Source organism: Pseudomonas glycinis (assembly GCF_054871425.1).
The window spans coordinates 59,265-80,437 of the sequence record NZ_JBTYHF010000004.1; the positions used below are offsets into that span (position 1 = coordinate 59,265).

The 21,173-nt window shown below is 60.1% G+C and carries 15 protein-coding genes; 11 read left to right on the forward strand and 4 right to left on the reverse strand.

Translation table 11 applies throughout. The features are described 5' to 3' along the window. Nucleotides 1-144 precede the first annotated feature (144 nt). Nucleotides 145-3,102 carry an RHS repeat protein gene (locus tag ACYSTU_RS10740; protein WP_498998268.1) on the forward strand — a complete coding sequence of 986 codons (2,958 nt, stop codon included), beginning with the start codon at nt 145-147 and terminating at the stop codon, nt 3,100-3,102. Between the two features lie 52 nt (nt 3,103-3,154). On the opposite strand, the gene ACYSTU_RS10745 is transcribed toward ACYSTU_RS10740, so the two are convergent. Genes ACYSTU_RS10745 through ACYSTU_RS10755 form a run of 3 tightly spaced genes read right to left on the reverse strand, consistent with a single transcriptional unit; the run spans nt 3,155 to nt 5,526 of the window. Continuing rightward, nucleotides 3,155-3,541, reverse strand: coding sequence for a hypothetical protein (locus tag ACYSTU_RS10745; RefSeq protein ID WP_056783087.1), 387 nt, complete (start codon nt 3,539-3,541; stop codon nt 3,155-3,157). Between the two features lie 8 nt (nt 3,542-3,549). Beyond that, nucleotides 3,550-3,978 (reverse strand): DNA polymerase III subunit chi, encoded by a 429-nt coding sequence (locus ACYSTU_RS10750; RefSeq protein WP_016771568.1) that lies wholly within the window; start codon nt 3,976-3,978, stop codon nt 3,550-3,552. 57 nt (nt 3,979-4,035) lie between these two features. After that, on the reverse strand, nt 4,036-5,526 hold the full coding sequence (locus ACYSTU_RS10755; protein WP_039759172.1) for a leucyl aminopeptidase: 1,491 nt from the start codon (nt 5,524-5,526) through the stop codon (nt 4,036-4,038). A 296-nt stretch (nt 5,527-5,822) separates the two neighbouring features. Between ACYSTU_RS10755 and lptF the strand changes: the two genes are divergently transcribed. The 8 genes from lptF to pdxJ all read left to right on the forward strand — a co-directional run bounded on the left by lptF (nt 5,823) and on the right by pdxJ (nt 14,225). Then, on the forward strand, nt 5,823-6,944 hold the full coding sequence (gene lptF, locus ACYSTU_RS10760) for an LPS export ABC transporter permease LptF (protein WP_016771566.1): 1,122 nt from the start codon (nt 5,823-5,825) through the stop codon (nt 6,942-6,944). Next, nucleotides 6,937-7,998, forward strand: a complete 1,062-nt coding sequence (gene lptG / locus ACYSTU_RS10765) for an LPS export ABC transporter permease LptG (protein ID WP_016771565.1) — start codon at nt 6,937-6,939, stop codon at nt 7,996-7,998. The genes lptF and lptG overlap by 8 nt, the downstream gene beginning before the upstream one ends. 173 nt (nt 7,999-8,171) lie before the next feature. Beyond that, nucleotides 8,172-9,968: a translation elongation factor 4 gene (gene lepA / locus ACYSTU_RS10770; protein WP_016771564.1), complete on the forward strand. Its 1,797-nt coding sequence runs from the start codon at nt 8,172-8,174 to the stop codon at nt 9,966-9,968. 9 nt (nt 9,969-9,977) lie between these two features. Then, entirely contained in the window at nt 9,978-10,832 is an 855-nt protein-coding gene (lepB, locus tag ACYSTU_RS10775; protein ID WP_122508283.1) for a signal peptidase I, read from the forward strand. A 169-nt stretch (nt 10,833-11,001) separates the two neighbouring features. Then, nucleotides 11,002-11,691 (forward strand): ribonuclease III, encoded by a 690-nt coding sequence (rnc, locus tag ACYSTU_RS10780; protein WP_024011703.1) that lies wholly within the window; start codon nt 11,002-11,004, stop codon nt 11,689-11,691. After that, nucleotides 11,684-12,586, forward strand: a complete 903-nt coding sequence (gene era, locus ACYSTU_RS10785; protein WP_016771562.1) for a GTPase Era — start codon at nt 11,684-11,686, stop codon at nt 12,584-12,586. Before rnc ends, era begins: the two co-directional genes overlap by 8 nt. A 166-nt stretch (nt 12,587-12,752) precedes the next feature. Then, nucleotides 12,753-13,442, forward strand: a complete 690-nt coding sequence (gene recO, locus ACYSTU_RS10790; protein WP_016771561.1) for a DNA repair protein RecO — start codon at nt 12,753-12,755, stop codon at nt 13,440-13,442. 39 nt (nt 13,443-13,481) lie between these two features. After that, on the forward strand, nt 13,482-14,225 hold the full coding sequence (pdxJ, locus tag ACYSTU_RS10795; protein ID WP_206421013.1) for a pyridoxine 5'-phosphate synthase: 744 nt from the start codon (nt 13,482-13,484) through the stop codon (nt 14,223-14,225). Nucleotides 14,226-14,352: 127 nt separating this feature from the next. Here the strand turns inward: pdxJ and mltF are convergent, their stop codons facing one another. Next, complete coding sequence (mltF, locus tag ACYSTU_RS10800) at nt 14,353-15,813, reverse strand: membrane-bound lytic murein transglycosylase MltF (RefSeq protein ID WP_024011704.1); 1,461 nt, start codon at nt 15,811-15,813, stop codon at nt 14,353-14,355. A gap of 285 nt (nt 15,814-16,098) precedes the next feature. Here mltF and purL point away from each other — a divergent pair, with 285 nt between their 5' ends. Beyond that, nucleotides 16,099-19,995: a phosphoribosylformylglycinamidine synthase gene (purL, locus tag ACYSTU_RS10805; protein ID WP_207808440.1), complete on the forward strand. Its 3,897-nt coding sequence runs from the start codon at nt 16,099-16,101 to the stop codon at nt 19,993-19,995. Nucleotides 19,996-20,000: 5 nt separating this feature from the next. Then, the gene (locus ACYSTU_RS10810; protein WP_016771558.1) at nt 20,001-20,312 is read left to right on the forward strand and encodes a YqfO family protein; all 312 of its coding nucleotides are present in this window, start codon (nt 20,001-20,003) and stop codon (nt 20,310-20,312) included. The last annotated feature ends 861 nt before the right edge of the window (nt 20,313-21,173 follow it).

The window sequence follows — 21,173 nt, forward strand, 5'->3', positions numbered from 1 at the left end:
TATTGGCATTTATTCAGGAAAAGCCGGCAAGTATAGCGGGGCATGGTGAGTAGGGCGAGCGGGGCGCGACCGGTCAGCAGCGCGCGGGCGGTGGTGCAAGTTGTCTGCTAGTACTTTTACAACAGGGAACGAAGGGCAGATCAAATGTGTGCATCTCAAACATCGCTGCATGCCAATACTCCATCGATCACGGTGCTGGATAGCCGCTGCCTTCGTGTGCGGGATGTGCGTTACCACCGCCATCCCGATTCACTCGCTGTTACAAGCGAACGCATTGACCGTCACCATTACGATGGTCGCGGGTTCCTGATGCGCAGCGCTGACCCACGATTAAACGAAGCCGGGTTGGCCAATTTCATTTATGTCAGGAGTCTGTCCGGGCGCGTGTTGAGCCAGCAGGGCGCCGACAATGGCAGCAGGGTGGTGCTACCTGACGCCGTCGGTCGTTCATGGAGGGTGGTAAGCAATATGCCCGGCCCTGACCACGGTGCGGGATCCACAAGTCAGCTTGTTACCAGCACCTATCAATATGAAGGGAGCGATCTTCTCGGTCGTCTGACCAGCGTTTCCGAACAGGAGGGGAACGAGCGCCCGAAAATCAGCGAGCGGAGGGTCTATGCCGCAAACACTGAGGCTGAAATCGCGCTGAACCTGGCCGGCCGGTGCGTGAGCCACTACGACACGGCCGGTCTGACGAAGACTGATAGCGTGGCGCTGACAGGTGTGCCGCGCTCGATTAGCCGTCGTTTCTTCAAGAGCGCAGACAACCCGGGCGAGGTGGTCGATTGGCAGGGTGACAACGCCTCGGACTGGAATGACGGCCTGGATGACGAGACCTTCACCAGTCTGGTTACCACCGATGCGACGGGCGCGCTTCATACATCTACGGACGCAGCGGGCAACCTGCAGCGCGTGGCTTACGATATGGCAGGCGCAATCCGGGGGCACTGGGTGACGCTAAAGGGCAGCGCGGAACGGGTAGTCGTGAAGTCGCTGACGTATTCGGCGGCGGGTCAGAATCTGCGTGAAGAGAGCGGCAACGGTGTGGTAACCACTTGGAAATACGAGCAGGAAACCCGGCGCCTCTCGGGAATCAGAGTGGAACGACCGCTCGGGCATGCGGCGGGAGCTAAAGTGCTACAGGATCTGAAGTACACCTATGATCCGGTTGGTAACGTCAGCGTTGAGCGCGACGATTCGCAGACACCATGTTTCTGGCGAAATCAGAAGATGCTGGCGCAAAACACTTATATCCATGACTCGCTCTATCAACTGATCAGCGCAACCGGACGCGAGATGGCGAATGCCGAGGGGGCATGCGGCTCCCCTCTGGTCTGCGGTCCTGACCACGCCGCTTACACCAGTTACACCCGCACTTACCGCTACGATATGGCTGGCAATCTGATTCAGATACGCCACATCGCACCAGCCTCGCAAAATAATCACACCGCCAGGGTCACGATCAGCAACCGCAGCAATCGCGGTGTGTTGGACACCCTGGCGACAAATCCCGAGGAGGTGGAAGCATTTTTCTCGGCGGGTGGGCAGCAGACCACTTTGCATCCCGGACAGCGGCTTGTCTGGACGCCGCGCAACGAACTTTTGCAAGTGACCCCGGTGATGCGTGATGGCGCGATGGATGACCATGAGACGTATCGCTATGACAGTGCTAGTCAGCGAGTGCTGAAGTTCAGCGCGCAGAAAGTGTGTGGTTGCATACACAAGCAGCGGGTCGCCTACCTGCCGTCACTGGAGCTCAGAGCGAAGGGTATCGGCGCAACAGTGGCGGAGCGTCTGCACGTCATCAACGCAGATGCGTCAGGTCGATCCCGACTGCGAATCCTGCATTGGGACAGTCCGAGGCCGCCGAACGCCGATAATGACCTGCTGTATTACAGCTATGACAACTTGATTGGTAGTAGCGCAGTGGTCGTGGACGGTGAGGGGAAGCTTGTAAGTAAAGAGGAATATTACCCATTTGGCGGCACAGCCATATGGGTGGCGCGAAGTGCCATTGAGGCGGATTTCAAAACCGCCAGATACTGCGCAAAGGAACGCGATGCCACGGGACTTTACTACTTTGGCTGGCGCTACTATCAGCCCTGGGCAGGGCGCTGGTTAAGTGCTGATCCGGCAGGAACGGCGGACGGCATGAACCTGTTTATGATGGTCGGCAATAATCCCGTCACGTTTTTTGACAGCAATGGTTTGTACAAGGAAGGGCAAGAAGCCAGGCAAATGGTTGGCGAGTCATTTATCCATCCATTGCATATGCCTGCCTTCGAAAAAGTATCCAAAGAACACAATGTAGCAATAAGCGTTAGAGAGTCCGGAAGTTACACCATCAAGGCTTTGGGCGAAGGTGCCGCTGCCAAGGGCCATAACATTCTTGAAAAGACCATCAAACCGTCTTCCTTGAAAGCAGTTTACGGGGATGGCGCTGAAGCGATGCTCGTGCGGGCAGAAAAAAGCGGGTTGGTCGGGCGAGTGGGGCAGTGGGGCCGGGGCGGTGTTCGAGGACTTTATGCGCGCAATAGCATCAGCGATGAAGATGTTTCCTACAGCGTTAATCTGCAAAGTCCCATCGAACACGAACTCCTGAATGCCTGGGTGAAGTTCAAAGTCGTCACGCCCTACACGGGTGACTACGATATGCACGATGTTATTCAGTCAAGACAAGGAAAAGGTATTGTTCCGCGTTCGGGAAGTAGCGAGGAGGCGCAAGTCATGAATTTGATCAATCATGCTATCGCCGAACTGGATTCTGCGAGGCCGTTCGATAACACCCCGATGAATGTGATCCGTCATGGTCCGCAAGTGAACTTCGTTTCACATATGTGGAATCATGAATTCGACAAGGTCAAACAGGACAACGGATATTTGGAGGCGGTTGCCCGGCCAGGCCCGTTTCCGATAGCGATGGTGCACCAGGGGCAGTGGTCGATTATCGAAAGTACCCGCGAACTGTTCGATTTTTACGGGGCGTTGAACACCGCAGTTCCGGAACACTGGGCGCAAGAGTTTGTGAGTCGGGGAAAAGGCATGGTTGCCACGCCCAGACATGCCAGAACACTGGATTGGCATCGCAGCAACACCGTCTAGAAGTCGGGTTTGCCGGGTTGCCAACTCAGTGCTGATCGTGGGGGCGCCAAGGCTACTCGTACTGGCTGAGCAGCCGCTCCATCCGCGCATCGAGGCGGCGTTTGATTTCGGTCTCGATGTGCGGGGCGAAGTCGTCGATCACGTCTTGCATGATCAATTGCGCGGCGGCGCGCAGTTCGCTGTCCAGGTGCAACAAGGCGTCCGGGCCTTTATCAACCGGTGCGGCAGCCGGGGCAGCCGGCGGCGCTGGTGGCGGCTCGACAGCCGCCGGCTGATTGCCGACGGAATCGAACAGCATCGGAATCTGTTCCTGTTCGCCGTCATCGACCGTATCGGTCAAGAGCGGCGGTTGCAGGTTGTCATCGCCGAGCAACTGGCGGATCGATTCAAGATCGTCCAGCAGATGTGCGGACTTCTGTTGCGGTTTCGGAGTGTCCATTGGAGTGCTCAGAGTCGCTGTAAACGGTGGTCTTGCAGAGAATAGCCCTGTTCGCGGTAGAAACGGAAACTCTCCCGCGCCGCCGCTCGGATGGTCGGATCTTCCACCACCACTTCCGCCACGCGGGCGAATTTGCTGGCGAAGGCCGGGACTTTCAGGTCGAGATTGACCAGCAGATCCTGATGCTCACCGCAGTCTTGCCCGAGTCCCAGCACGATCAAACCGTCCGGTTCGCTGTCGGCCGGGCCGTGGGGCACGAAGCTTTCACCCTTGAATGCCCACAGACGCGCATCGAGATCGTCGCGCTGGGCCGCATCGCTGCAATGCAGGTAGATGCGGTGGCCCATGCGCCAGGCTTTCTCGGTGAGCTTGCAGGCGAAATCCAGGCGCGCTGAAGGATCGGCGCTGGGCAGGATATAGAAGTCGACTTTGGTCATTGCGGTTCCAGAGCGGCAAGTGGCGTCACCCGAGAGTGACGCCACCTTTCAGCGGTTTCAGGCCTTGGCGCGATCGAGCAGGTACTGGGTCAGCAGTGGAACCGGACGGCCGGTGGCGCCTTTGTCCTTGCCGCCGCTGGTCCATGCCGTGCCGGCGATGTCCAGGTGCGCCCAGTTGAGGTTCTTGGTGAAGCGCGACAGGAAGCAGGCGGCAGTGATGGTGCCTGCCTTCGGCCCGCCAATGTTGGCGATGTCGGCGAACGGGCTGTCCAGCTGCTCTTGATACTCATCGAACAGCGGCAGTTGCCAGGCGCGGTCGTCGGCAGCCTTGCCGGCGCTGAGCAGTTGGTCGATCAGCTCGTCGTTGTTGCCCAGCAGGCCGGACGTGTGCGCGCCCAAGGCAACTACGCAAGCACCGGTCAGGGTGGCGATGTCGATCACCGCTTGTGGCTTGAAGCGCTCGGCGTAGGTCAGCGCATCGCACAGCACCAGACGGCCTTCAGCGTCGGTGTTGAGGATTTCCACGGTCTGGCCGCTCATGGTAGTGACGATATCGCCCGGCCGCGAAGCATTGCCGCTCGGCATGTTTTCGGCGCAGGCGAGGATGCACACCAGATTGATCGGCAGTTTCAGCTCAAGCACAGCACGCAAGGTACCGAACACGGAGGCAGCGCCGCCCATGTCGTATTTCATCTCGTCCATGCCGGCGCCCGGCTTCAGGCTGATGCCGCCGGTGTCGAAGGTGATGCCCTTGCCGACCAGCGCGTATGGCTTCTCGGATTTCTTGCCGCCGTTGTATTGCATGACGATCAGGCGCGGCGGCTGGGCGCTGCCCTGGCCCACAGCGTAGAACGAGCCCATGCCGAGGGATTTGATCTTCTTCTCGTCGAGCACTTCGACTTTCAGATCCTTGAACTCTTTGCCCAGATTCTTGGCTTGTTCGCCCATGAAGGTCGGGTGGCAGATGTTCGGTGGCAGGTTGCCCAGATCGCGGGTGAACGCCATGCCGTTGGCGATGGCGGTGGCGTGGTTCACGGCACGCTGCACTTCGGCTTGCGCAGCCTTGATGGTCAGCAGGGTGATTTTCTTCAGGGCGCGCGGTTCGGCTTTCTGGCTCTTGAACTGGTCGAAGGTGTAGCCGCCGTCGACCAGGGTTTCTGCCAGCAGGCGAGTCTTGCCGTAGCTGTCGCGACCTTTGACGATGACTTCATCCAGCGCCAGCACGGCGTCACCGCCGCCCAGGCCTTTGAGGGTGTTGAGGATGCCGGCAACGATTTTGCGGAACGGACGGTCGCCCAGTTCTTCGTCCTTGCCCACACCGACCAGCAACACGCGCTCGGCTTTCAGGTTCGGCAGGCTGTGCAGCAGCAGGCTCTGACCGACCTTGCCGGCCAGGTCGCCACGCTTGAGCACGGCGCTGATCGCGCCACCGCTCGACTCGTCGACCAGTCTGGCGGCGACACCGAGTTTGCGGCCTTCGCCGACGGCAACCACCAGGGTGGCGGTTTTCAACGTTTCTGGGCTAACGCTTTTTACAACCAGTTCCATGTCCGGATCCCTGAATGAATGGTCAACACGCAGGCGTTCGACGTTGTCCGCAGTCGCCTGCTTATAGATAGAAGAGGCGCAGGCCAAAGCCTGCGACAAGGGGCGCAGTTTGAACCTCGCTCCCCGCGCCTGACAACCCTCAGCAAAGGATTACAGCGATGGATGAGTGTGCGCAGTGACAGGCGCACACAATCACAGGATAATGCCGCATCTTTTTTCGACCGCTCTGCATGGCGGGCCGGTCGATGTGTTTGCTTGTTTGGCCGCCTTAGCCTGACAACCCTGGAGTGTCTGGTTTGATCGTCTTCCGTTATCTATCCCGCGAAGTCCTGTTGACCCTCAGCGCCGTAAGTGCCGTGCTGCTGGTCATCATCATGAGCGGTCGCTTCATCAAATACCTGGCGCAGGCTGCGGCCGGTCAGCTCGATCCGGGCTCGCTGTTCCTGATCATGGGCTTTCGTCTGCCGGGTTTCCTGCAACTGATTCTGCCGCTGGGCCTGTTCCTCGGGATCCTGCTGGCCTACGGTCGCCTGTACCTCGAAAGCGAAATGACCGTGCTCTCGGCCACTGGCATGAGCCAGCAGAAGCTGTTTCGCATGACCCTGTTTCCGGCAACGCTGGTGGCACTGGTGGTGGCGTGGCTGAGCCTCGGCCTGGCTCCGCAGGGCGCCAACCAGTTCCAGCTGCTGCTGAACAAGCAGGACGCGCTGACCGAGTTCGATACCCTCGAACCGGGACGCTTCCAGGCCTTGCGCGACGGCACCCGAGTGACTTACACCGAAACCCTGAGCGACGATCGCGTCAATCTCGGCAGCGTGTTCATCTCGCAGAAGAACCTCGGCGCCGATAAAAAGGACCGCGGGATTTCCGTGCTGGTGGCCGAGTCGGGCCGTCAGGAAATCCGCCCCGACGGCAATCGTTACCTGATTCTCGACAACGGCTATCGCTATGACGGCAGCCCGGGGCAAGCCGATTACCGCGCCATTCATTACGAAACCTACGGCGTGCTGCTGCCCAAGCCGGACGTCAGCGAAGAAGTCACCGATCGCGATGCAATGCCGACCTCGTCCCTGTGGGGCAGCGACGACATCCGTTCGAAAACAGAACTGCAATGGCGTATGTCGCTGCCGTTGCTGGTATTCATCGTGACCCTGATGGCGGTGCCGCTGTCGCGGGTGAATCCGCGTCAGGGGCGTTTTCTCAAGCTGCTGCCGGCGATTCTTCTTTATATGGCCTACCTGACCATCCTGATTGCCGCTCGCGGCGCCCTTGAAAAAGGCAAGATCCCGCCGGCCCTCGGCCTGTGGTGGGTACACGCGATCTTTCTGGTGATCGGCCTCGGCCTGCTTTACTGGGAGCCGCTGCGCCTGAAACTGGCCAGCCGTCGTAGTGCTGCGCTGGAGGTGGCCCGTGGTTAAACTCGACCGCTACATCGGCAGCAGCGTATTCATGGCGATCATCGCCGTGCTGGCGATCATCCTCGGCCTGGCAACGCTTTTCGCCTTCATCGATGAAATGGGCGACGTCAGCGACACCTACACCTTGGTCGACGTGCTCGGTTTTGTATTGCTCACCGCACCGCGCCGGCTCTATGAAATGCTGCCGATGGCCGCATTGATCGGGTGCCTGATCGGTCTCGGCAGTCTGGCCAGCAGCAGTGAGCTGACGGTCATGCGCGCTGCTGGCGTGTCGATCGGCCGTATCGTCTGGGCCGTCATGAAGCCGATGCTGGTGCTGATGCTCGCCGGCGTGCTGATTGGCGAATACGTCGCCCCGGCCACCGAAAGCATGGCACAGGCCAATCGCTCGCTGGCCCAGGGCAGCGGCGATGCGCAAAGCGCCAAACACGGTATGTGGCACCGTCAGGGTGAGGAATTCATCCACATCAACGCCGTTCAACCGAACGGTCTGTTGTACGGCGTGACGCGCTATCACTTCGACAAGGAACGCCATCTGCTCAGCTCCAGCTTCGCCAAAAAGGCCGAGTTTGACGGCAGCAAGTGGCAGCTCACCGACGTTGCCACCACGCTGTTCCACGAGCGCAGCACCGAGGTCGTCAATGCCCCGAGCGAGGAGTGGGACGTGGCGTTGAGCCCGCAACTGCTCAGCACCGTGGTCATGGCGCCGGAATCGCTGTCGATCAGCGGTCTGTGGGGCTACATCCACTATCTGGCCGAGCAGGGCCTGAGCAACGGCCGTTACTGGCTGGCATTTTGGGTCAAGGTGTTGCAGCCGCTGGTGACCGCCGCGCTGGTGCTGATGGCGATCTCGTTCATCTTCGGTCCACTGCGTTCGGTGACCCTCGGTCAGCGTGTTTTCACCGGCGTGCTGGTGGGCTTCACCTTCCGCATCGTCCAGGATCTGCTGGGACCATCGAGTCTGGTGTTCGGATTCTCGCCGCTGTTTGCGGTGCTGGTGCCGGCCGGCGTGTGTGCGCTGGCGGGTGTCTGGCTGCTCAGACGCGCGGGCTGATGAACAAGCTTTCATTGAGCGCTTGAACCCTGAAAACGCCTCGGTCGCCAGACCGGGGCGTTTTTGCATGCGATCCGGGTGACAGGCGAACGTGACGCTTGCGCCGTGTATCAGGTACAATTCCCGGCTATTTTTCGGCGGGCCAAGCCTGCAGCCTTTTTGAGTGTTGATCCGTGAGTGATTTGAGTCATATCCGCAATTTCTCCATCATCGCCCACATTGACCATGGCAAGTCGACGCTGGCTGACCGTTTCATCCAGATGTGCGGCGGCCTGGCCGAGCGTGAAATGGAAGCCCAGGTACTGGATTCCATGGATCTTGAGCGTGAACGCGGGATCACCATCAAGGCCCACAGCGTTACCCTCTATTACAAAGCCAAAGACGGCATCACCTACCAACTGAACTTCATTGACACCCCGGGGCACGTCGACTTCACCTACGAAGTCAGCCGTTCCCTGGCCGCGTGCGAAGGTGCCTTGCTGGTGGTCGATGCGGGGCAGGGCGTCGAAGCCCAGTCCGTGGCCAACTGCTACACCGCCATCGAGCAGGGCCTGGAGGTCATGCCGGTCCTGAACAAGATCGACCTGCCCCAGGCCGAGCCGGATCGCGTCAAGGACGAGATCGAGAAGATCATCGGCATCGACGCCACCGACGCCGTCACCTGCAGCGCCAAGACCGGCCTGGGTGTCGACGAAGTGCTCGAGCGTCTGGTGCACACCATCCCTGCGCCGACCGGCAATATCGAAGATCCGCTGCAAGCGTTGATCATCGACTCCTGGTTCGACAACTACCTGGGCGTTGTTTCCCTGGTACGCGTGCGCCACGGCCGTGTGAAGAAGGGCGACAAGATTCTGGTCAAGTCCACCGGCAAGGTGCACCTGGTCGACAGCGTCGGCGTGTTCAACCCGAAACACACCGCCACCGTTGATCTGAAGGCCGGCGAAGTGGGCTTCATCATCGCCAGCATCAAGGACATTCACGGTGCGCCGGTCGGTGACACCCTGACCCTGAGCTCCACGCCGGACGTGCCGGTGCTGCCGGGCTTCAAACGCATTCAGCCACAGGTTTACGCCGGTCTGTTCCCGGTCAGTTCCGACGACTTCGAGGATTTCCGCGAAGCGCTGCAGAAGCTGACCCTGAACGACTCGTCGCTGCAGTACACCCCGGAAAGCTCCGACGCCCTGGGCTTCGGCTTCCGTTGCGGCTTCCTCGGCATGCTGCACATGGAAATCATCCAGGAGCGCCTCGAGCGCGAATACGACCTGGACCTGATCACCACTGCGCCGACGGTAATTTTCGAGCTGGTGCTGAAAACCGGTGAAACGATTTACGTCGACAACCCGTCGAAGCTTCCGGACGTGTCGGCGATCGAGGACATGCGCGAGCCAATCGTGCGCGCCAATATCCTCGTACCGCAGGAACACTTGGGTAACGTGATCACCCTGTGCATCGAGAAACGCGGTGTTCAGGTCGACATGCTGTTCCTCGGCAATCAGGTGCAAGTGACCTACGACCTGCCGATGAACGAAGTGGTCCTGGACTTCTTCGACCGTCTCAAATCCACCAGCCGCGGCTATGCTTCGCTGGACTACCATTTCGATCGTTATCAATCGGCTAATCTGGTGAAACTGGACGTGCTGATCAACGGCGACAAGGTCGATGCCCTGGCATTGATCGTGCACCGTGACAATTCGCACTTCAAAGGTCGCCAGTTGACCGAGAAGATGAAAGAACTGATTCCTCGTCAGATGTTCGACGTGGCGATTCAGGCTGCCATTGGTGGTCAGATCGTGGCGCGGACAACCGTCAAGGCGCTCAGAAAGAACGTATTGGCCAAATGCTACGGCGGTGACGTCAGTCGTAAGAAGAAGCTGCTCGAGAAGCAGAAGGCCGGTAAGAAACGCATGAAACAGGTCGGCAACGTGGAAATTCCACAGGAAGCCTTCCTCGCCGTGCTCAGGTTGGAATAATCAGGTCCTATGTCGCTAAATTTCCCGCTGTTGCTGGTCATCGCCGTGTTCGTCTGCGGCCTGTTGGCGTTGCTTGATCTGCTGTTCCTGGCACCGCGTCGGCGTGCTGCCATTGCCTCTTATCAAGGCAGTGTCAGCCAGCCCGAGCCTGTGGTGGTCGAGAAGCTGAACAAAGAGCCGCTGCTGGTCGAATACGGCAAGTCGTTCTTTCCGGTGCTGTTCATCGTGCTGGTGCTGCGTTCGTTCCTGGTGGAGCCGTTCCAGATCCCGTCCGGCTCGATGAAACCGACCCTGGACGTCGGCGACTTCATTCTGGTGAACAAGTTTTCCTACGGCATCCGTCTGCCGGTGATCGACAAGAAGATCATCGAAGTCGGTGACCCGCAGCGCGGCGATGTGATGGTGTTCCGCTACCCGAGCGACCCGAACGTCAACTACATCAAGCGTGTGGTCGGCCTGCCCGGTGACACGGTGCGTTACACCGCCGACAAGCGTCTGTTGGTCAACGGCGAGTCGATTGCCGAGAAGATGGTCGGCGCCGAAGCGGGTTCGCTGGGCAGCGCGGAGCTCTATCAGGAAAAACTCGGCGCAGCCGAACACCTGATCCGTAAGGAAATGAGCCGCTACCGCGCTACCCCGGACCGTTCGTGGACAGTGCCTGCCGGGCACTACTTCATGATGGGCGACAACCGCGACAATTCGAATGACAGCCGCTACTGGGATGATCCGAACATTCCCAAGGATCTGCTGGGCATGGTTCCCGACAAGAATATTGTCGGCAAGGCCTTCGCGGTCTGGATGAGCTGGCCGGAGCCGAAACTCAGCCACCTGCCGAATTTCTCGCGGGTTGGCCTGATCAAGTAATCAAACACGGCGCTGTTGACCACAGCGCCGAATGCATTTCTGGAGCCGGCACAATCGGCTTCGCAATCGCCAGGATTTATTTTTTGAACACAGCGTTAATTGTCCCAGGCCTGCGCCGTACCCCGGCGATGGCAGTGGAAACCAGCCACGAACTCAGCGTGGGTAAACCGTGAGCGTTTCTCTAAGCCGTCTCGAGCGCCAGCTCGGTTACACCTTCAAGGACCAGGAGCTGATGCTGCTGGCCCTCACGCACCGCAGTTTTGCCGGGCGCAACAACGAGCGTCTGGAATTCCTCGGTGATGCCATCCTCAACTTTGTCGCTGGCGAGGCGCTGTTCGATCGCTTCCCGCTGGCCCGCGAAGGCCAGTTGTCGCGTTTGCGCGCACGGCTGGTAAAAGGTGAGACGCTGGCCGTACTCGCTCGCGGTTTCGACCTCGGTGATTATTTGCGTCTGGGTTCGGGTGAACTGAAGAGCGGTGGTTTCCGCCGTGAATCCATTCTGGCAGATGCCCTCGAAGCGTTGATTGGCGCGATCTACCTCGATGCCGGCATGGACGTCGCCCGCGAGCGCGTGCTGGCCTGGCTGGCCGGCGAGTTCGAAGGGCTGACGCTGGTCGACACCAACAAGGATCCGAAAACCCGCTTGCAGGAACACCTGCAATCGCGCGGTTGCGAACTGCCACGCTACGAAGTGGTGGATATCCAGGGCGAACCGCACTGCCGTACCTTCTTCGTCGAATGCGAAGTGGTCTTACTGAATGAAAAAAGCCGAGGTCAGGGTGTGAGCCGTCGTATTGCCGAACAGGTAGCGGCCGCCGCAGCACTGATTGCCCTGGGCGTGGAGAATGGCAATGACTGATACAAACGCAACTCGCTGTGGCTACGTTGCCATCGTCGGCCGTCCCAACGTCGGCAAGTCGACGCTGCTCAACCACATCCTCGGGCAGAAGCTCGCGATCACCTCGCGCAAACCGCAGACCACTCGCCACAACATGCTCGGGATCAAGACCGAGGGCGACGTACAGGCGATCTACGTCGACACCCCGGGCATGCACAAGGGTGGCGAAAAGGCCCTGAACCGCTACATGAACAAAACCGCTTCGGCGGCGTTGAAAGACGTCGATGTGGTGATCTTCGTCGTCGACCGCACCAAGTGGACCGACGAAGACCAGATGGTGCTCGAGCGTGTGCAATACGTGACCGGCCCGCTGATCGTCGCGCTGAACAAGACCGATCGCATCGAAGACAAAGCCGAGCTGATGCCGCATCTGAGCTGGTTGCAGGAACAGCTGCCAAACGCGCAGATCATCCCGATTTCCGCGCAGCACGGGCACAACCTCGAAGCGCTGGAAAAGGTCATCGCCGATCACCTGCCGGAGAATGATCACTTCTTCCCGGAAGACCAGATCACCGACCGCAGCAGCCGTTTCCTTGCCGCCGAACTCGTGCGCGAGAAAATCATGCGCCAGATGGGCGCCGAGCTGCCGTACCAGATCACCGTCGAAATCGAAGAATTCAAGCAGCAGGGCAAGACCTTGCACATCCACGCGCTGATTCTCGTCGAGCGTGACGGTCAGAAGAAAATCATCATTGGCGACAAGGGCGAGCGCATCAAGCGCATCGGCACCGAAGCGCGCAAGGACATGGAGCTGCTGTTCGACTCCAAGATCATGCTCAACCTGTGGGTCAAGGTGAAGGGCGGCTGGTCCGATGACGAGCGCGCGCTGCGTTCGCTGGGTTATGGCGATCTGTAAGTAGCGATCTCGAAAACACCGCTACTCACTGTGGGAGCGAGCCTGCTCGCGAAGAGGATGTAACATTCAGCATTGATGTTGACTGTCACTCCGCTTTCGCGAGCAGGCTCGCTCCCACAGTGGTTTTGGGTTGTATGTAAAACCGCGTTTCTTCATCGAGAACTCAATGTCGCAAAACCCGCCTCCCGCCCAACCCGCCTACGTCCTGCATTCGCGCGCCTATCGCGAAACCAGCGCATTGGTCGATTTCCTCACGCCGCAAGGTCGGCTGCGGGCGGTGTTGCGCAGTGCGCGGGGCAAGGCCGGGACGCTGGCGCGGCCGTTCGTGGCGCTGGAGGTCGAGTTCCGTGGCAAGGGCGAGCTGAAGAATGTCGGGCGCATGGAGAGTTCTGGCACCTCGGCATGGCTCAACGGCGAGGCGCTGTTCAGCGGTCTCTACCTCAACGAATTGTTGATTCGCCTGTTGCCTGCCGAGGATCCGCATCCTGCAGTATTTGATCATTACGCCGCGACCTTGCTGGCGCTGGCCGAAGGTCGACCGCTGGAGCCTTTATTGCGCTCTTTCGAATGGCGATTGCTGGATGATCTCGGCTACGGCTTCTCCATGAACACCGATATGCACGGTGAGCCTGTGGCACCTGACGGTCTCTATCGCCTGCAAGTCGATGCCGGTCTCGAAAGGGTGTATCTGCTGCAACCAGGCTTGTTCAACGGCACTGAACTGCTGGCCATGGCCGAAGCCGACTGGTCGGCGCCCGGTGCGCTGTCGGCGGCCAAGCGTCTGATGCGCCAGGCCCTGGCGGTGCATTTGGGCGGGCGTCCGCTTGTCAGTCGCGAGCTGTTTCGCAAGCCCTGATATGCTGTGCGCCGAACCTCTCTATTCAGGAGCGCATCCGTGACCAGCAGCAATCGCATTCTTCTCGGCGTGAACATCGACCACGTCGCCACCCTGCGTCAGGCCCGTGGCACGCGCTACCCGGATCCGGTGAAAGCGGCGCTGGATGCGGAAGAGGCGGGCGCTGATGGCATCACCGTGCACCTGCGCGAAGATCGCCGGCACATCCAGGAGCGTGACGTGTTGCTGCTCAAGGATGTGCTGCAAACCCGCATGAACTTCGAAATGGGCGTCACCGAAGAAATGATGGCGTTCGCCGAGCGCATTCGCCCGGCGCACATCTGCCTGGTCCCGGAAACCCGTCAGGAGCTGACCACCGAAGGCGGTCTGGATGTAGCGGGGCAGGAGGAGCGCATCAGGGCTGCGGTCGAGCGCTTGTCGAAGATCGGCAGCGAAGTGTCGCTGTTCATCGACGCCGACGAGCGCCAGATCGCCGCCTCCAAGCGCGTCGGTGCGCCGGCAGTCGAGCTGCACACCGGTCGTTATGCCGATGCCGAAACCCCGACTGAAGTGGCCGAGGAATTGAAGCGTGTGGCGGATGGCGTTGCGTTTGGTCTGGCCCAAGGCTTGATCGTTAACGCCGGTCACGGCTTGCATTATCACAACGTTGAAGCCGTGGCTGCGATCAAAGGCATCAATGAGCTGAACATCGGCCACGCGCTGGTGGCGCATGCGTTGTTCGTGGGCTTCAAGTCCGCCGTATCGGAAATGAAAGCGCTGATTCTGGCTGCTGCCAAATCCTGAGCAGCTACACAAAACCCCTGTGGGAGCGAGCCTGCTCGCGAAAACGATGTATCAGTCAAAGATTATGTCGACTGACACGACGCTTTCGCGAGCAGGCTCGCTCCCACAGTTGGATTTGAGGTGTGGGTTAAAGCGGGGCAGGTTCTTGCGCGGGTTTCGACTTGTCGATCGCCGGCACATGCAGGTTGCCCTCGGCCACCTGATCGCCTTCAAGCTGCGGCTGGGTCACCCAGGTCAGGATGTCGTAGTAGCGACGGATGTTCGCCACGAAGTGCACCGGTTCGCCACCGCGGGCGTAACCGTAGCGGGTCTTGCTGTACCACTGCTTCTGCGAAAGGCGCGGCAGGATCTTTTTCACGTCCAGCCATTTGTCCGGATTCAAGCCTTCCTTCGCCGCCAGTTTGCGCGCGTCATCCAGATGGCCGCTGCCGACGTTGTACGCCGCCAGGGCGAACCAGGTGCGATCCGGTTCCTGGATCGAGTCGTCGAGCTGATCTTTCATATAAGCCAGGTACTTGGCGCCGCCCATGATGCTCTGCTTGGGATCGAGGCGGTTCGATACGCCCATCGCCTGCGCGGTGTTCTGGGTCAGCATCATCAAGCCGCGTACGCCGGTTTTCGAGGTCACCGTCGGCTGCCACAGCGATTCCTGATAACCGATGGCGGCCAGCAGGCGCCAGTCGACTTTCTCTTTCTTCGCGTAGTTCTTGAAGTGCTGTTCGTATTTCGGCAGGCGCTGCTGCAAGTGCTGGGCGAAGGTGGTGGCGCCCATGTAGCCAAGCACATCGACATGGCCGTAATAGCGGTCCTTCAGGCGTTGCAGGGTGCCGTTTTTCTGCACCTTGTCCAGATAGGCATTGATTTCGTTAAGCAGGCTGTTGTCTTCGCCCGGGCCCACCGCCCAGCTCTGACTGCGCGCGTCGCCGAGGTCGAAGGCCACGCGGATGTTGGTGAAGTACACCTGATTCATCGCCACTTCGTTGGAGTCGACCAGGGTCAGGTCGATCTGGCCCTCATCGACCATGCGCAGCAGATCGACCACTTCAACCGCGTCGGATTCTTCGTATTCGATGCCGGGATATTTCTGTTTCAGCGCGGCCAGTTGTTCGGCGTGGGTGCTGCCCTTGAGCACGGTGATCTTCTTGCCGACCAGATCCGCCGGATCGGTGGGACGCGACTGGCCGTTGCGGTAGATGATCTGCGGGGTGACTTCGAGGTAGGAGTGGGAGAACCGCACCTGCTTCTTGCGTTCATCGCTGCTGACCAGACCGGCGGCCGCGAGTACCGGGCCGTTCGGCTTGCCGACCTGGTTGAACAGGTCATCGAGGTTGTCGGCGGTCTCGATCTTCAATTCGACGCCCAAATCGTCGGCGAAGCGCTTCACCAGCTCGTATTCGAAGCCGGTTTCACCGCTGCGATCCTGAAAGTAGGTGGCGGGGCTGTTGCGGGTAACCACGCGCAGCACACCGTCCTCCTTTACGCGCTCGAGTGTGTTGGGTTTATCAACACAGCCACCGAGCACCAGGAAGAGTCCGGTTGCGATCAGCCATTTGGCGTATCGCGGACGCAAAGCCGTTGGGAAAAACATCTGCGCAGTATACGCAAACGGCCACGGGCGCCATATCTCGACAGCGTAGGACTAGTCTGCTAGCGATCACAAAATCGAACGAAATCCCTTGAATACGGGCCTTCAGGGCATTTTGTTACAGTAAAAATAAGCCATGCTGGAAGGCTTGATTTACCTGACCCCGAAGGCAGAAACACAGATTGCTACCCGAGTGCAACCGTGCGTAGCGTTTCGGGTGATGTTGAGGTCGGTTTAGGCTAGAATGCACGGCCTCAAAGCACACCCCTTCCCGAGGCTGTCCCGAAGATGTTGATCCTGCGCGGCACTCCTGCCCTTTCTGCCTTTCGCCACAGCAAACTCCTTGAGCAACTGAGCCAGAAGGTTCCAGCTGTCACTGGCCTGTATGCTGAATTCGCTCACTTCGCCGAAGTCACCGGCGTCCTGACCGGCGACGAACAGCAGGTGCTAGCGCGCCTTCTGAAGTACGGCCCAAGTGTTCCGGTTCAAGAGCCTACCGGCCGTCTGTTTCTGGTGTTGCCGCGTTTCGGCACCATCTCGCCGTGGTCGAGCAAGGCCAGCGACATCGCCCGCAACTGCGGCCTGAGCAAGATCCAGCGCCTGGAACGCGGTATCGCCTTCTATGTTGCAGGGCAGTTCAGCGAAGCCGAAGCCCAACTGATCTCGGACGCGCTGCATGACCGCATGACTCAGATCGTGCTGGCCAACCTCGAGCAGGCCGCCGGTCTGTTCAGCCATGCCGAGCCGAAGCCGCTGACCGCCATCGACATCCTCGGTGGCGGCCGCGCCGCGCTGGAAAAGGCCAACACCGAGCTGGGCCTGGCCCTGGCCGAAGACGAGATCGACTACCTGGTCAACGCCTTCAACGGTCTGAAGCGCAACCCGCACGACATCGAATTGATGATGTTCGCCCAGGCCAACTCCGAGCACTGCCGCCACAAGATCTTCAACGCCAGTTGGGACATTGACGGCCAGAGCCAGGAAAAAAGCCTGTTCGGCATGATCAAGAACACCTATCAGATGCACAGCGAAGGCGTGCTGTCCGCTTACAAGGACAACGCTTCGGTGATCGTCGGCAACGTTGCCGGCCGCTTCTTCCCGAACCCTGAAACCCGCCAGTACGGCGCGGTGCAGGAGCCGGTGCACATCCTGATGAAGGTTGAAACCCATAACCACCCGACCGCGATTGCGCCATTCCCGGGCGCATCCACCGGTTCCGGTGGCGAGATCCGTGACGAAGGTGCAACCGGTCGCGGCGCCAAGCCAAAGGCCGGCCTGACCGGTTTCACCGTCTCCAACCTGCAAATCCCTGGCTTCGAACAGCCGTGGGAAGTGCCGTACGGCAAGCCTGAGCGCATCGTCACCGCGCTGGACATCATGATCGAAGGCCCGCTCGGCGGCGCTGCGTTCAACAACGAATTCGGTCGTCCGGCGCTGACCGGCTATTTCCGTACCTTCGAACAATCGATCACGACCCCGCACGGCGACGAAGTGCGCGGTTACCACAAACCGATCATGCTCGCTGGCGGCATGGGCAACATCCGCGAAGAGCACGTCAAGAAAGGCGAGATCGTCGTCGGCTCCAAGCTGATCGTGCTCGGCGGCCCGGCGATGTTGATCGGTCTCGGTGGCGGCGCGGCTTCGTCGATGGCCACCGGCACCAGCTCGGCGGATCTGGATTTTGCTTCCGTGCAGCGTGAAAACCCTGAAATGGAGCGTCGTTGCCAGGAAGTCATCGACCGTTGCTGGCAACTGGGCGACAAGAACCCGATCAGCTTCATCCACGACGTCGGCGCGGGCGGTCTGTCCAACGCCTTCCCGGAACTGGTCAACGACGGCGACCGCGGTGGCCGTTTCGAACTGCGCAACATCCCGAATGACGAGCCGGGCATGGCCCCGCACGAAATCTGGTCGAACGAATCCCAGGAACGTTACGTGCTGGCAGTCGGCCCGGAAGACTTCGAGCGCTTCCAGGCGATCTGCGAACGCGAGCGTTGCCCGTTTGCCGTAGTCGGTGAAGCGACTGCCGAACCGCAACTGACCGTAACCGACAGCCATTTCGGCAACAACCCGGTGGACATGCCGCTGGAAGTGTTGCTGGGCAAGGCGCCGCGCATGCACCGTTCGGTGGTTCGCGAAGCCGAGCTGGGCGATGACTTCGATCCGTCGAACCTCGACATCAGCGAGTCCATCGAACGCGTTCTGCATCACCCGGCCGTAGCCAGCAAAAGCTTCCTGATCACCATCGGCGACCGCACCATCACCGGCCTCGTCGCCCGTGACCAGATGGTCGGCCCGTGGCAAGTGCCGGTGGCCGACGTTGCCGTCACCGCCACCAGTTTCGACGTCTACACCGGTGAAGCGATGGCGATGGGCGAGCGTACTCCGCTGGCTCTGCTGGACGCGCCGGCCTCGGGCCGCATGGCCATCGGCGAAACCATCACCAACATTGCTGCCTCGCGCATCAACAAGCTCTCCGACATCAAACTGTCGGCGAACTGGATGTCGGCGGCCGGCCACCCGGGCGAAGACGCGCGCCTGTACGACACCGTGAAAGCGGTCGGCATGGAGCTGTGCCCTGAGCTGGGCATCACCATTCCGGTGGGCAAGGACTCGATGTCCATGGCCACGCGCTGGAACGACAACGGCGAAGACAAGACCGTCACCTCGCCAATGTCGCTGATCGTCACCGGTTTCGCGCCAGTGGCTGACATCCGTCAGACCCTGACCCCGGAACTGCGCATGGACAAGGGTACCACTGACCTGATCCTGATCGACCTCGGTCGCGGGCAGAACCGCATGGGTGCATCGATCCTCGCGCAAGTCCACGGCAAACTCGGCAAGCATGCGCCGGATGTCGATGACGCCGAAGACCTGAAAGCTTTCTTCGCGGTGATCCAGGGCCTCAACGCCGACGGTCACCTGCTGGCCTACCACGACCGTTCCGATGGTGGTCTGCTGACCTCCGTGGTGGAAATGGCCTTCGCCGGCCACTGCGGTCTGAGCCTGAACCTGGACAGCGTTGCCGAATCCGCTTCGGAAATCGCCGCGATCCTGTTCAACGAAGAACTCGGTGCGGTGATCCAGGTTCGCCAGGACGCCACCCCGGACATTCTCGCGCAATTCAGCGCCGCCGGTCTGGGCGACTGCGTGTCGGTGATCGGTCAGCCGATCAACAATGGCCAGATCAACATCACCTTCAACGGTGACACCGTGTTCGAAGGCCAGCGTCGTCTGCTGCAACGTCAGTGGGCCGAGACCAGCTACCAGATCCAGCGTCTGCGCGACAACGCCGACTGCGCCGAGCAGGAATTCGACGCGCTGCTGGAAGAAGACAACCCGGGCCTGAGCGTCAAGCTCAGCTACGACGTCAACCAGGACATCGCCGCGCCTTACATCAAGAAAGGCATCCGCCCACAGGTTGCCGTGCTGCGTGAGCAGGGCGTCAACGGTCAGGTGGAAATGGCCGCCGCTTTCGACCGCGCCGGTTTCAGCGCGATCGACGTGCACATGAGCGATATCCTCGCCGGCCGTGTCGATCTCAACGAGTTCAAAGGCCTGGTGGCCTGCGGTGGTTTCTCCTACGGCGACGTCCTCGGCGCCGGTGAAGGCTGGGCCAAGTCGGCGCTGTTCAACAGCCGCGCCCGCGATGCGTTCCAGGGCTTCTTCGAGCGTAACGACAGCTTCACGCTGGGCGTGTGCAACGGTTGCCAGATGATGTCCAACCTGCACGAGCTGATCCCGGGCAGCGAGTTCTGGCCGCACTTCGTGCGCAACCGCTCCGAGCAGTTCGAAGCGCGTGTGGCGATGGTGCAGATCCAGGAGTCGAACTCGATCTTCCTGCAGGGCATGGCCGGTTCGCGCATGCCGATCGCTATCGCCCACGGTGAAGGACACGCCGAATTCGCCAGCGAAGAAGCACTGCTGGAAGCCGATCTGTCCGGTTGCGTGGCGATGCGTTTTGTCGACAACCACGGCAAGGTCACCGAAGCCTACCCGGCCAACCCGAACGGCTCGCCGCGCGGGATCACCGGCCTCACCAGCCGTGACGGCCGTGTGACGATCATGATGCCGCACCCGGAGCGTGTGTTCCGTGCGGTGCAGAACTCGTGGCGTTCGGAAGACTGGAACGAAGACGCGCCGTGGATGCGCATGTTCCGTAATGCTCGCGTGTGGGTTAACTGATCGTCGTGTACAAGTTGGCGTTTTTTGTTCCTGACAGTCATGTCGAGGTGGTCAAAGGGGCTGTGTTCGCTGCCGGTGGTGGGCGGATCGGTGACTATGACCACTGTGCGTGGCAGGTGCTTGGCCTGGGCCAGTTTCGACCGTTGGACGGCAGTCAGCCGTTTATCGGTCAGGCGGGGCAGGTCGAGCGGGTTGAGGAATGGAAGGTTGAGCTTGTCGTTGCGGATGAGTTGATTGTGGCTGTTGTGGCGGCGTTGAAGCTCAGTCATCCGTATGAGACGCCGGCTTATGAGGTGTGGCGGCTGGAGGATTTCTGATCTTCTTGGCTGCTTGAACGGGAGACCCGCAGATGAGTGATTGTCTGCGGGTTTTTTGTTGGCCTTGGTTTTTTTTTGAATTGGGTGAATATCCGTTGCTTCGGGTGTGGCGGCTGGCGGTTTCGCCCTTACGGCGAGTCACCTTTTTCAAACGCCGGAGTGCCGGCCCAGCAAAAAGGTAACCGAAAAGGCTTGCTCCTACGTTCGGCCCTCGCAGGCTCGGGTTCCTTCGCTACGGGACTGATCCGGGCGCAGCGGCTACGGTTTGCTTCGCTGCACCTCCTTGCGCTGTGTCTGGCTGCGCCAGACGGTCGCTGCGCTCCCACGCCCGGATCAATCCCTCCACTCAGCCTTCCGACGTCGCCGGTGGATCAAGATCAAGAGCACTCGAGCTAACGCTCATTGTGTAGGAGCTGCCGAAGGCTGCGATCTTTTGATCTTGATTTTGCTTTCTGTGGGAGCGAGCCTGCTCGCGAAGGCGGCCTGTCAGCCGCCCCGTTTCTCACTGAATGCACCCGATCACAACTGTAGGAGTGAGCCTGCTCGCGATGAGGCCCATCCATGCTCTCGAGAACTTGAGATTGTTTAAATCCGGTACCCAATGACCAGAACCTTCCCACAAGGTTTTCAGGTTGTCCGTCGGACGTGCGATCTCTAGTCTTTTGGTGTCGCCGAAACTTCGGCGATCGGGTGTGAGAACCCTTAGGAACTGTTAATCCACAATCAGTACCACCATAATCGCCGCCGGCATTCCTGCTGTCTGCATTGTTATGGCGGCTGTGTGCGGGCGGACTTCGGTCCGGCCGGGCTTGTTCCTACCGGTTTCTCACCCCGCACACTGCTGCCACCACTCCGCCGCGT

What these genes read in the sequence shown, in the direction of transcription:
- recO (WP_016771561.1), top strand. Translation starts at nt 12,753, where the DNA reads ATGTCGCAAAACCCGCCTCCCGCCCAACCCGCCTACGTCCTGCATTCG.
- ACYSTU_RS10750 (WP_016771568.1), bottom strand. Translation starts at nt 3,978, where the DNA reads ATGACCAAAGTCGACTTCTATATCCTGCCCAGCGCCGATCCTTCAGCG.
- mltF (WP_024011704.1), bottom strand. Translation starts at nt 15,813, where the DNA reads ATGTTTTTCCCAACGGCTTTGCGTCCGCGATACGCCAAATGGCTGATC.
- ACYSTU_RS10755 (WP_039759172.1), bottom strand. Translation starts at nt 5,526, where the DNA reads ATGGAACTGGTTGTAAAAAGCGTTAGCCCAGAAACGTTGAAAACCGCC.
- purL (WP_207808440.1), top strand. Translation starts at nt 16,099, where the DNA reads ATGTTGATCCTGCGCGGCACTCCTGCCCTTTCTGCCTTTCGCCACAGC.
- ACYSTU_RS10745 (WP_056783087.1), bottom strand. Translation starts at nt 3,541, where the DNA reads ATGGACACTCCGAAACCGCAACAGAAGTCCGCACATCTGCTGGACGAT.
- ACYSTU_RS10740 (WP_498998268.1), top strand. Translation starts at nt 145, where the DNA reads ATGTGTGCATCTCAAACATCGCTGCATGCCAATACTCCATCGATCACG.
- lepB (WP_122508283.1), top strand. Translation starts at nt 9,978, where the DNA reads ATGTCGCTAAATTTCCCGCTGTTGCTGGTCATCGCCGTGTTCGTCTGC.
- era (WP_016771562.1), top strand. Translation starts at nt 11,684, where the DNA reads ATGACTGATACAAACGCAACTCGCTGTGGCTACGTTGCCATCGTCGGC.